The organism is Arthrobacter sp. HMSC06H05, assembly GCF_001807395.1.
Lineage (GTDB): Bacteria > Actinomycetota > Actinomycetes > Actinomycetales > Micrococcaceae > Pseudoglutamicibacter > Pseudoglutamicibacter albus.
The window spans coordinates 16,659-28,743 of the sequence record NZ_KV788994.1 but is presented as its reverse complement, the minus strand read 5'-3'; the positions used below and the strand labels follow the sequence as shown (position 1 = coordinate 28,743).

Below are 12,085 nucleotides of genomic sequence, written 5' to 3'. Positions count from 1 at the left end.
ACGCGATCAACTTGACATGAGGCACTACGCCCCTCCTTGCGCACTTCTCAGTAAAACAAAACGGTAACCGAAGCCTCCGCTCTACGCGTTACTAAACAGACACGGCACCTCCTGTTTAGGATGTTGTGGGGAGTTTTCGTATCGACTTTCGGAGGACGTTTCGTGGCTAAGCCGACGTTAACCATCGTGATTGCTAGCACCCGGCCGGGCCGTGCAGGCCTGCCTATTGGGCAGTGGTTTGAGAAGGTTGCCCGTGAGCATGGCGGGTTCGAGGTTCAGGTGGCTGACCTCGCGGAGATCAACTTGCCGTTGATGGATGAACCGAAGCATCCACGGCTGCGGGATTATCAGCATGAGCACACCAAGAAGTGGTCGGAGCTCGTGGATGGTTCGGATGCGTTCGTGTTTGTACTGCCGGAATACAACTTTGGCTTCCCGGCGTCGATCAAGAACGCACTGGATTATTTGTGGGCCGAGTGGAACTATAAGCCGCTCGGATTCGTCAGCTACGGCGGTGCATCGGGTGGTATGCGTGCGGTGCAGGCACTGAAGCCGATCGCGTCCACGCTCAAGCTGCACCCAATCACGGAGCAGGTCGCGTTGCATGGTTTCGCGAAGCACCTCGAGGACGGCGAGTTCGTTGCCACCGAGGATCATGAGGCCGCCGCGAAGGCGATGCTTGAAGAGCTACAGCGGGTTGAAGGCGCGATGCGCCCCCTGCGTTCATAACTGCGGTTTCAGTTGCATCCGTAAGGGCCGCTGACAAGCGTGATGCCGCCGGGCACTGGCATGTCCAGTGCCCGGCGGCATCGTTGTGTTTAGGGGTGTTTTACAGGCGGAGCTGTCGTTTAGGAGGGGCGGCCCGGCTGCCCTACTTCCAGAAGATCTTGACTTCGATCTCCGACTTTCCGCCCTGTTTGACTTCGATTTCGGATTCGTAGCCGACGTGGTCCGGTACGTCGACGATGACGTCGGTTTCGCCGGACTGGACGCGCACTTTGTTTTGACGTTCAAGCGCATCGGCGAGCTCGCGTAGGCGGGCGGCAGCTTCCTCGCGGGTCATGGACTCTTCGGATTCGTGTTCAAACAGTTTCTCGCTCATGAACCCATTGAAACATTCGCAGGGAAACAATGGGTGACGTTCCGCGGACAGATATCTCCGAACAGGCCCTCCGATAATGGACGTTCCGCGTAGCGGCGTTGCGCAAGCAGACCGGGGGGCGCGTTGCATTTCGTCATGTTCCTTATTTCACTCTCCCACAGCGAATACGCTCTTTCTCAACGTCCGCGGCATACCAGTTTGCAGCTACGGAAAGGGGTCTTCTTCGCCGGGCGTTAACGCGATGCCGCGCGGCGTTGAAAGTGTGTAAAAACGAACACTCAACGAGCCCTTAGGGGGAATGATGAAAAATGGGGTTCTAACCCTAAAGCGGAAGCGTGAGAAGCAAGCCGAACCGGAGGAAGATGGCTTGCAGACAACGCAGACACACTCCGCACAAACGGAAACACAAACACGAACAGAATCCACACAACTGAAGACCAACCAAATACAGACCAGTCAAATAGAGGCCAGACGGAAGAGGCGCGGGCCGCTTGAAGCGGCGGTCCAGTTCTTCTCGAATCTGATGGATCGATATTTACCGGATCCGTTCGTCATAGCAATATTCTTGACGGTCGCAACGATGGCTTTAGCGGTCATAGTTCGCGGCACCAGCCCACTCAAGGTTGTCGATTACTGGGGCGCAGGTTTATGGGACCTGTTGGCCTTCTCAATGCAGATGACTTTGGTGCTGTTGTCGGGTTATGTGCTCGCGAAGACACCACCGGTGGATCGCTTCCTGGATAGCTTGGCTTCTAAGATTTATTCGCCGCGCGTCGCTATCGTCACGGCAACTGTGGTTGCTGGCGTTGGTTCTTGGCTGAATTGGGGCTTCGGCCTGGTGATGGGCGGCATCGTTGCGCAAAAGCTCGCGATGAACGTTAAGGGCTTGCATTATCCGCTCGCTATTGCCGCGGGCTATTCGGGATTTGCTGTTTTTGGTTTTGGGATTTCGGCTCCAGTCCCGCTGCTGTTGGCTACGCCCGGCAGCTTTATGGAGAAACAAGTGGGTGTCATCCCGTTGTCGGAGACGGTTTTCACCCCGCAGATGTTGCTGACAACGTTGGCGACGCTCGTTATTTTGCCGCTGTTCAACATGCTGTTGCATCCCACGGACCCGGCGAAGGTTCGTGAGATTGACCGGGCCGCTTACGGCACGGTAGTGGCGAAGCCTGCGCAGGATGATGCCCCAACTATTGCTAGCCGGTTGAATAATTCCCGGGTGGTTGGGATTGGTTTCGGGTTGATCGCGATGGTGTTCGCGGCCCGCTACTTCCTCAAGGGTGGAGCGTTGAATCTGGACATGGTGAACTTCATGCTGCTGTTCCTCGCTGTCCTGTTGTTCACGCGCCCATCGGCTTTCCTCACGGCCGTGAATGATGGCGTCAAGATTGTTACTGGCCTCATCGTCCAGTACCCGTTCTATGCGGGCATCATGGCTATTTTGAGCGCGACTGGTTTGGCTGTCGCTGTCGCGGATGCGTTCGGTGCGTTCGCGACCGCGGAGTCCTTGCCGTTCTGGTCATTCATTTCCGCTGGTTTCTTGAACATCTTCATGCCTTCGGGCGGCGGCCAGTTCGCCGTGCAAGGACCGGTGATGGCGGAAGCTGCGACCGCGCTGGGCGCGGACCAGGCGGCCACAGCGATGGCTATTCAGATTGGTGACCAGTGGACCAACATGATCCAGCCGTTCTGGATCCTGCCCGCGCTCGCTATTTCTGGGCTGAAGCTGCGCGATGTGATGGGCTACCTGGTGTTGATCCTCGTGGTGCTCGGAATCATCTACACGATTTCCGTTCTGGTGTGGGGCTTCATGCTCGCATAAGCCACAGCCACGAGGCTGTATGTCCAACGCAGCTGACTAAACACACGAGCGGGGGTTGTCGCGATGAGTCGCGACAACCCCCGCTTCGGTATCTGCGCCGGCAACAGCTCGTGCGCCGGCAGCACTTTCTAAGCTGGCAGCAGTTCGGATGGTTCCCCGAGCACGCTCACGAGCAGTTCGTCGCGGGCTCGCGAGGCCGCCACGTACAGCAGGGCGCGTTCACGCTGGAGCGCATCGTTGGTTTCGGATTCCCCGAGACCGCGCAGAATGTAGCGCTGCGGCAGGGAATCCTTGTTGACGTCCAGCAGCACTACGTGGGTGAATTCGAGGCCCTTCGCGTTGTGCATGGTCATTACCGCGATCGGCCGTGCGGCAGTGGTCTTCCGGGTCGAGCTCACCGCCAACCCGAGGTCACCCAGCTGCGCCGCGATCTCGTTGCGCCGCGGGTTGGTACGCGTCAGAACACCGATGGAGAGGTTCTCTTCGTCGGAGTCCTCGCGCTCGCTAATCCAGGCCTTAATCTGTTCGGCGAGCTTCTCTGCTTCCTCCGCCTTGGACGTCGAACTCATGAACTTCGGCGCCGGTCCTTGTCGGACGGACCGGTAGCCGGTCAGGGTATCGACGTCCTCTTCCGAGTCAATCCACTCCACGCCCTCCAAGATCGAGGTCGCATACCCCAATGTTTGTGCGGTGGTTCGGTAATTGACTTTGAGTTTGGTGGTTGCCCGGCCGCGGGTCTCGATCCCGTAGTTCCGCAGAACCAGGCGCTGCCCATAGATCCGCTGGTGCGGGTCTTCTGCGATGAACAGGTCGTTCGGCCCCTTCTTGGCCACGGCACGCAGGAACTTCCAGTGCCCCGCGTGGAAGTCCTGCGCCTCGTCGATCAGCACGTGATCGAAAAGGCCTTCCTCTCCCCTGCTGGTGATGATGTGTGCGGCCACTACCGCGCATGCCGCCCAGGTAAGCCGTTCCGCGACGGCGCACTTGGCTTGGAACATCTCAACGATGGCCCACACGGCTTTACGTTCACGTCGAGTCAGCGGGGTGCCTCGGCCGGTCCGACGCACTCGGAGGTACTCGGTTTCGTTGGTGATGCCGTGGGTGAGAATGATGGTCGAGTATTCCTGCGATAGGAACGCGGCGTTCGATTTTTCGTGCGGCAGGTCTTGCCCCTTGAGCTCGGCTGCTTCTTGCCAGAAGTTTTTCTCGTCACGGTTTTGGTCTAGGCCGGCGGGTGTGAAGTCGCCGTCGATGCCGAGGCTGGCTTTGAGGGCTTCCCTCAGTTCCGTACGTGTGGCCTCGCGCAGCACGCTGTGCACGAGGGCGTCAACGCCGGAGATCCACAGTCCAGGGTGGCCTGCTGTTTTCGCTTCCGGGTACGCGGGCCACAGTTCAGCGATCTGGGCTTTGAGGGAGTCCGCGAGCTCGCGCGTGTAGGTCGTGAGGAACACGCGGGACCCAGGGTCAGTCTTGAGCAGGTGTTTGGTCCTGTGGACCACGACGACCGTCTTACCCGTGCCTGCACCGCCGGTGATGCGGGCGGCACCCGAGTGGTTTCGGGTGACTGCGGCACGCTGGCTTGGGTGGAGGAAGAGCCGCCATTCGGAGAAGGACCCGGTTTCGATGATTTCGGTGAGTTCTTCTTCCCCGGCGTCCACCACGAAGTCCATGCGTGCGGCAGGTGTGTTGAGGCCGGCGATGAGGGCTTCATCGGATTTGGTGTCTGCTCCGGTTTCGAGGGTGTTGAGGCCGAGGTCTTCGCGGATCTCTTCGATGCTCATGCCGGCTTCAAGCCCAACCACAACATCGGCTTCCCACGCGGGCGCGTTCGTCAGCTGACCGGCAATGGCGTCCCATGCGGATGCGTTCGCCAACACGGCCACGGTTGGTGCGGACATGCCGAGTTCGTTCTTCAACTGCTCAACGCCGATTCCGCGGTTCTGCAGGTCCTCGATAGGCCGCGGCGCAGCCGAGGCCGCACCCCGGGCAACCGATGCCTCCGATTCAGCGCTGGCTTGTTGCTCGGCCACCATCTGCGCGGCGAGCTGTTTTGCACGTGAATCCAGTTCGCTCTCCGACGTCGCGGACCCCGCTCCCTGCGCGGTGCTCGCGGTGGATTCCACGAGTTCAGTCACGCCTGTGACCGGGTTGACGGAAAGCGATTTAGAGGTCGCGAGATCGTAGGCGTCGTCGTGGTTGAGGATGTCCACCACGACGAATTGCCGCTCGGTCCCTGTGCTGAGTTCAAAAAGCACGGCACGGTATTTACCGTCGACGCGGGCGGTGCGTACGCGACGGTCGGGGGCATTGGCGATGTGCTCAAGGTTGAGCCCGGGGCTGTCTGGGTTATCGACGAGTTTGTTGAAGAACTCGAAGATCTTTTTCCCGAGGCCGTAGCGGTCTTCAACTTTTCGGTAGAAGCTGACCGATGTGCTCATGTTCGTTCTCTCCAGTCTCGGTTCTAGCTCAACGCTTCAGCTAGTTCGGGTGGAAGGGTCTCAAAGTCGGCGATGTAGACGGTGTATCCGGCCCGGGTGAGCTCCTCGGCATCTTCGGGCTCACCGTCCGGGAACAGCAACACGATCTTGTCTGGCTTGTCCATGCCCGGCCCCTCCATGCCCGGCCACGCGGCGACCACGGGGATCCCGTTGATTTCATCGCCGATGCTGTTCTCATCTGGTCCTGGCAGCCCGGCGTTCAGCATGAGGTTGAGTGCGGTGAGGACGTCGTCTTCGCCCTCGTATTCCTCGAGCACGGCAACCCAGGCCTCCGATGCCGCAGCTGGCTCCTCCACAGCAGCCGCCACGGCGCCCAGCTCCACACTTTCGTCGCGCGGCGTTTCCCCAGCGGCAGGGTCGAGAACCTCAACCTTGATTCCGCTGCGGCGCAGATACGTTAGGTTCACGAATCCGACAAACAACCGCCATGCATCCAGTGCGTTGGCCACGTTTGCTGCATCGAACGATACCTTCCGCTCCTTTTGGAGGTAGGTCATCGTCACTGCATGCAGGTGGGTCTTTTCGATCGTTCCGCCGGGGACTGATTCGTCAAAGACAGCTTCGAAGAATGCCATGTTAGTTAGTTGGTCCCATGCTGCTGTGGGGTCCTGCAGAATTGCTAAGAGCAATGTGAATGAATCGTGTCCAACCTGTTCTACGAAGCTCGCTGCAAGCCCCGTTTGCATGGCAAAGAGCCCGTGATAGTCAGGTTGCCCCCAAATCGGCGGGTCCAGGCTTTCGCCGCGGGCTACAGCTTGGCGTGTTTCGAGGTCTTCCCACGTGAGCGTCCACGGCAGGTAGCCGTCGGCGTGGAGTTCGTTGCGTTTGCGGAAGTCGTCTGCTACGCGGTTGTGGATTTCGCTTGCGTGGAACGCGGCTCCGTCGAGGTAGACAGCGATGTCCCGCACCTCGGGGTCTGGGGTGCTGAAAACGACGTCGGGGATGGTGCGGCCGAGGTTGACTTGTTCCTTCATGGTCCACACGTGTGGTGAGGACGGGAAGGTGATGGTCCAGTTGGCGTAGTTGCCGTTCATCACGGCGTGGACATTCGCCCCGGCTTTCTGGAGGTCCTCACGCAGTTGTTCGATGAACCGGAGTTCGAGCTTGGATTGGTGGGTTTGCTCCGGTTTGCGGGTGGTGATGTTGGTGGCGTCCCACGCGTGTTCCAGCGGGTTGGTGTCTGCTGGGATGTGGAGTTCGTCGGCGAGGATCTTGCCGATCACTGCCACGGCCGCGCTGCGGGAGGTGTATTGGATTTCGCCGCTGCGGGCGAAAGGCAGGAGGCACGATGGGCATGCTAGCCGTTCTTCGTCGCGGCAGTGGCAAGTGGTGAGACGCTGATACGTGACTTCGAAAAGTTGGCGTACGTGCTCGGGCCGGGTGAATTGGGCGAGATAGCCGGTTCCACCGGGGATGGTGTCGTGGACTAGCAGCATGTCGGTAGGGATGCCGTCTGATTCCACACGCACTGGTTCGACGTCCAGGTGGTCCGGATTTCCGCCCAGGTATTCCTTGAACCCGAGTTTGAGGGCGGCGATGAGCGATGGCAGGGTCGTGGATTCCATGACCCCGAACATCGCCGGCAGGTGGATGAGCACGCCTTGGCTTCCGAGGCTGCGGCCGAGCGCAAAGTTGATGGAGTGCTCTTCGGTTGCGTGGCGGTGTTTGCACCATGCGGCGTGGTCGTACCAGTGGTTGCCGCCAACGAGGCTGTCGATGTGGCCGCACGCTTCACAGACTCTGAAGAGTGAGACTTCCCGTTCCTTGTGGGCGAACATTCGGCGTGGTCCGCCGCCGACTCGGCCGAGGTTGAGCCACCGCATGTCCACGTGTTGGAGGTATTCCATGCCGAAGCCGGTTCCGGTGAGGTACCAGGCTTGTCCCCTGCCGCCTTCGGGGACGTTGAAGCTGAGTTGGGTTGAGAACCGCGCGGAGGTGCGGTCGTCGTGGGTGTCGCTGATGGCTGACCTGTTGGCGTCTACGGTTGCGTAGACCTTAGTCATTTCGACGACGTCCACGAGTTGGTCTCGGTCCGCGAACTCGAGGCTTCCGCACGATGGGCATGCCCCGGCCGCTGGTGCCGGCACCACGGCCTCTGGTTCTGATGAGAGGACGGCGCCGGTGGGTTCGGAGTAGGAGCACTCAGGGCACAGCCGCCATTGCGTGAGCGCGGAATGGTGTTCACCCATTTCGACTGAGTCGATTCTGGCTCCGACCCCTTGGAAGTAGAAGGTGTTTCCGGGCGCAAGCTCGGTCAGCGCGGAGGAGATTCCGCGGTTGACGTTGTAGGTCTGGGATTCGAAAGCTTGCTTTTCTTCGCTGAAGCTGCGGACCGAAAGGTCGAACGCGACGGTGTCATCCAGAAGGGTGAAGTTCGGGAGTAGCCCGTAGCGTTCGAGCGCACCGATCCAATACTCTTGGGTGTGCTTCTTGAGTTGGTTTCGCACAAAGATGAGGGCAGCCCGGTTCGCGTCGCTTTCGTTGAGAAGCTCCTCGGAGATGAGTCCCTTCCTGACGAGGTCAGCTCGCGAGATCCGCTCGCTGTTGTTGTCCGCTGAGCCGGACTCTGCCGCGGCGTCCCCCGCTGCCACACTGTTCCCTGCCGAGTTGAGGCCTTCTTGGTCGAGGCGGCGCCGGGTGTGGCTTTCGATTTCCTCGTGCCGGTGTTCCAGGGTTTGTTGGCGTTTCAGTAGCGAGTGGTAGGTGTCTACCCAGCGTTGGCGAGCATTTTGAATGTCGGCGATGAGCCGGCCGGACGCGCCTGCCCAGTCGGATAGTTCTTCCAAAACTTCCGGGGTGGTGTGCTCTGCGATAGTCGCGGAGAATTCAGCAACCGTGTCCTCGAGGCCACCGGCCGCGGATTCTTCGATCGCGTCCAGCAGCGATGGCCCGTCGGTTGAGCTGAAGACCCCGCGGGCGTCATTCAGGTCAGGCGTCTGGCTCAGCACGTCACTCGTGTCTAGGAGGTAGGCCAGGAATTGGCGGTGGATGATGTCTCGCGCTGAGAGGTACGCGGCTGGCGCGGTCACAGCGCCCGCGATGGTTTCCAACGGATGTTCGAGCTTGGTGAGTGCACGCCCACGGCCTCGCACGAGCGCAATGATGAGCGAGTTACCAGACAAGCGGCCAGCTCGACCCACGCGCTGCACATAGCTGGCGACGGTTGCCGGCATCGAGGAGAGCATGACTGTGGAAAGGTCGCCGATGTCGATACCCATCTCCAGTGTCGGGGTTGCCACGAGCACGTTAGGGGCGTCGGCTGGTTGTTGTGATGCGGGCAGCTTGAATTGGTCTTCGATCTGCTTTCGCAGCTTGGTGTCGATGAGCCCGGTGTGTTCCGCAGAGACGATCGTGCGGGTGTTCTTAGAGCGGTAGAGGTGCTTGTAGTAGTTGTCCTCTACCGGGACTTCGGTAAAGCGCCCCGTGCAGGAGAGCGTGAAGCACCGTGCTTGGTTCATTGCGGCGCGGCCGTGCGCGTTGAGCCCTACACGCAGCCGGCATATAGGGCATTCGAGAACGCGTGCATGTTCTTCTTCTTGGAGCACGATTTTCGCGGGAGAAAGCGCGTAGACTCGCCCACCGCTCGCGGTGGGATACGACCTGAGGACTTCGGCGTATTCGAGCTGCTGGAACAGCGCGGTCGCGTGGTTCGCGGCGTCGAATCTGCTGGCCACGGATGTGCTGAGCATGTGTTTGGTCCAGCGCGCATACCAGCCTTGTTGCGCGCTGACGGACATCGTGGCACTGTTGCTGCTTTTAGCTTTCGCGCCTTTCAGCGCCCGGCCTGTGCGAGGGAACTTGGGTGAGCCCCCTGGCGGGAAACCGGGCACACCTTTGCTGCGCGCTTCGCGGCGGTTGAGCTGCCACGGGTTGCAGTCTTCCCGCAGGTACTCTTTGAGCCAGACGTGGTCCACGCCTCCGCTGATGCGCATGTATTCGATGGTTCCGCGGGCCCACGCGAGCAGTTCTTGGTCTGTTGCTGGGCTTTCGATGAGCCCTTGGGAGGCGTTCTTCGCGGCTTCGAGCAGCACATCGTTATCGACGTCCACGCCAACCGTGAGGGTTCCGGTATTAACGAGGGAACGCGGAAGGTCCACGCGGTCACCGAAGTGGAAGGCGAGGTCAAAATTGATCCGTTCGCGCAGGTTGGCGCGGGCCTTTTGGCGTTCTTTCGCAGGAGCTTTCGCATCCCACACGGCACTGTAGCGGGGCGAGTTTTTGAGGTTGGACGGGAGCAGCTCGAAGAGCGCGCGGTCTTGTGCGGCCTCGCCAGTTTCTTGCTTCGCATGCTCGATGATGCGATCGCTCAGGAGGCTCAGCGGAACCGGTGAACCGTATCCTTCGCGGTCTTCAGCGAGGCTCACGACCGCCCGCCACATGCGGGAGCGCAGCGCAAAGGCACGGGCACGGTTTTGCACGAAGCCCGCACGGTGTGCGGCGTCCTGAACCGAGTCGGTAAAGACCAGGGTCTTCTTCTCTGCGGCGTCGAGTTCGTCCATGCCGTAGAGGTTGCTGAGCGTCACAGACAGCAGGGTTGCAACGGAGGAGCCGAGGTAGCGAATCGCGTCATCTTCTCCGCAGGACGGGCACTGTTCTTTCTCGGCGCGTTCCTCGACATCCTCGCCCGCATAAACGAGCACGGGCGCTACCGGGGATTCTTCGAGGGCCTCGGTTTCCGGCTGTTCGTCAAGCAGGCCGGGCAGGTCGAGGTTGAGCCACTTGACGCGGGATGCTGCGTCCTCACTGCGGAGCTCCCCGAACGCGACCTCGCTCGTCGCGTCGATGAGCGGGCGCTGCAGCTTTTTCGAGCTGATGGAGATTTTACGGATCTCTTGGGCCCGGATTTCGTAGCTGTCCCCGCCGGGCTGAGCAGCGAACATCCAGCCGGAGCGTCCGCAACGGCGGCAGTAGATAGCGGGAAGCCACCCACGAGCACCCACACTGGAGTCGGTACGGGTCGAGGGCCCCACGACGCCGTCATCAGACCAACGGAATACGCGGGAGGCGCGGGGTGCACCGCCGAGGTTCTCGCTCGCGTTTTCGTCGATTGCGTCGAGCGAGCCGACTGCGCGGTCGATACGGGAGATTTCACGGACCCATAGATGCGTTTCAACCCCGGGGATTTTCTTGCCGTTCCAGCCGTGTTCGGCGCCGAACGCGGCACGCAGGTACGCGATTTCAGAGACCAGGATCGCGAGGAACTCGAGGTACAGCTCGCGGTGTCCGCGCAATTCTTCGTGGGTGAAGACCCGTTCGACGAGCGGGGTTATGACGAGGTCCGGGCTGCCGGGAGCTCCGTGCTCTGGGTTGTCCAGAGGGATGGGCGTGGCTGCCGCTTCGAGGATCTTGGCCACGAGACCGTTACCGGCCATCGCGGCAATGCTCTCCTCAGTGCTCGGGATGGCGTGTGTGCCTAGGGCTGGTGCCCAGAGCTTGGCGGCGATGGTGTGGTGCACGGCGTCCGCATACGGCGTGCCGGCCTCCGTCGAGGCGCGGACGTCGTTGACGATCTCTTCGATCGTTTCCCGCTCGGGTGCCGGAGATACCGGGACCGTGTGCTTGGTGAGGTGTGGGATAGTGGCTTGCCAGTCTTGAACGTCGAGGATGGTTTCACCCACGATCGCGTCCTGGCTCAGGCGTTCACCGAACACGGTGTAGGCGAAGTCCAGCATGTCCGAGCGTCCGGATGAGCGCCCGGCTGATGACCCCTCGGAACCGGCGTCTTTACCGCCGAGGGTCGCCGAGGTCGCCACCGGGGTCACCCGGCCGAGCGGCCGCGCGGATTCCTCCGCGCTCAGGAAACCTTCTGGCTGGTGCTGTTTGAGTTTGAGGCCCAGACGGCGTAAGAGCATCGCGACGTCGGTTCCTTGGGCGGCGTCATAGCTGTGGAACTCGTCGAGCACGAGGTACTGGAGGGACTCCGCGGATTTCTCCCACAGCGGGGCATCCTCGGGGCGCAGCAAGAGCTGGTCCAGCATTTTGTAGTTGGTCAGCAGGATGTCCGGCGGGGTGTCGCGGATGACCGAGCGGTCCGTGATGAGTCCGTTCTCGGATACGGTGCGGCGCCCACCGGATGAGACCTCGCCCGTGTAGAGCCCAGCGGTCACGCCCGCGAGCGCGGCTTCTTCGCTCAGCAACTGCGCGAGACGCCTCTCTTGGTCGGCGGCGAGCGCGTTCATCGGGTACATGATGAGCGCCTTGATGCCTGAGGCTTTGATGCCTGGAGTTTTGACTCCGGGGCCGCTCATGCCGGAAGTCCTGGCCCGGCGGCAGTGGTCCAGAATCGGGTACAGGAAGGATTCGGTCTTACCGGAGCCGGTACCGGTCACGACGAGTGTGGGCTCGGGGCGGCGCGGCTCGCCCGTGTTGGGGTCGAGCGAGCTGAGCCGACGAAACGCTTCGGCCTGGTGGTGGTAGGGCTGAAAATACTCGGGGAGCCAACCGAGTACCCCCGCCCAGTTTTGTGCGGGGGCGTACGGTAGCCGGGTTCGTACGTAGGGGCCGTAGAACATCCCGTTTTCGGGGTCCATGAGGAAGTCTCGCAGCTGTTGGGCTGTGAGGTCTTCTGAGAGTGCGAAGGTTGTGGTGAGGTATTCGGCCAAACCTTCGGTGATCTGCGCGGAGGCGTGGGTAGGGATGAGGCTAGACATCGCTCTCGGCTCC

5 protein-coding genes are annotated in these 12,085 nt (G+C 61.0%); 2 read left to right on the top strand and 3 right to left on the bottom strand.

Annotation, left to right across the window (positions count from 1 at the left end):
• Positions 1-162: 162 nt before the first annotated feature.
• Positions 163-729: an NADPH-dependent FMN reductase gene (locus HMPREF3160_RS08010; protein ID WP_035756474.1), complete on the top strand. Its 567-nt coding sequence runs from the start codon at positions 163-165 to the stop codon at positions 727-729.
• Between the two features lie 142 nt (positions 730-871).
• On the opposite strand, the gene HMPREF3160_RS08005 is transcribed toward HMPREF3160_RS08010, so the two are convergent.
• Complete coding sequence (locus HMPREF3160_RS08005; RefSeq protein WP_070507972.1) at positions 872-1,102, bottom strand: amphi-Trp domain-containing protein; 231 nt, start codon at positions 1,100-1,102, stop codon at positions 872-874.
• A 298-nt stretch (positions 1,103-1,400) separates the two neighbouring features.
• On the opposite strand from HMPREF3160_RS08005, the gene HMPREF3160_RS08000 reads away from it, so the two are divergent.
• Positions 1,401-2,924: a short-chain fatty acid transporter gene (locus HMPREF3160_RS08000; protein ID WP_370977559.1), complete on the top strand. Its 1,524-nt coding sequence runs from the start codon at positions 1,401-1,403 to the stop codon at positions 2,922-2,924.
• A gap of 128 nt (positions 2,925-3,052) precedes the next feature.
• On the opposite strand, the gene HMPREF3160_RS07995 is transcribed toward HMPREF3160_RS08000, so the two are convergent.
• Together HMPREF3160_RS07995 and HMPREF3160_RS07990 are read right to left on the bottom strand one after the other, a co-directional pair.
• Positions 3,053-5,362 (bottom strand): 3'-5' exonuclease, encoded by a 2,310-nt coding sequence (locus HMPREF3160_RS07995; protein ID WP_070507966.1) that lies wholly within the window; start codon positions 5,360-5,362, stop codon positions 3,053-3,055.
• Positions 5,363-5,385: 23 nt separating this feature from the next.
• The gene (locus HMPREF3160_RS07990; protein ID WP_070507963.1) at positions 5,386-12,072 is read right to left on the bottom strand and encodes a DEAD/DEAH box helicase; all 6,687 of its coding nucleotides are present in this window, start codon (positions 12,070-12,072) and stop codon (positions 5,386-5,388) included.
• Positions 12,073-12,085: the final 13 nt, after the last annotated feature.

Bases quoted from the DNA above. Each gene is read 5' to 3' on its own strand.
- HMPREF3160_RS07990 (WP_070507963.1), bottom strand. From the start codon at position 12,072: ATGTCTAGCCTCATCCCTACCCACGCCTCCGCGCAGATCACCGAAGGT.
- HMPREF3160_RS08000 (WP_370977559.1), top strand. From the start codon at position 1,401: ATGATGAAAAATGGGGTTCTAACCCTAAAGCGGAAGCGTGAGAAGCAA.
- HMPREF3160_RS07995 (WP_070507966.1), bottom strand. From the start codon at position 5,362: ATGAGCACATCGGTCAGCTTCTACCGAAAAGTTGAAGACCGCTACGGC.
- HMPREF3160_RS08005 (WP_070507972.1), bottom strand. From the start codon at position 1,102: ATGAGCGAGAAACTGTTTGAACACGAATCCGAAGAGTCCATGACCCGC.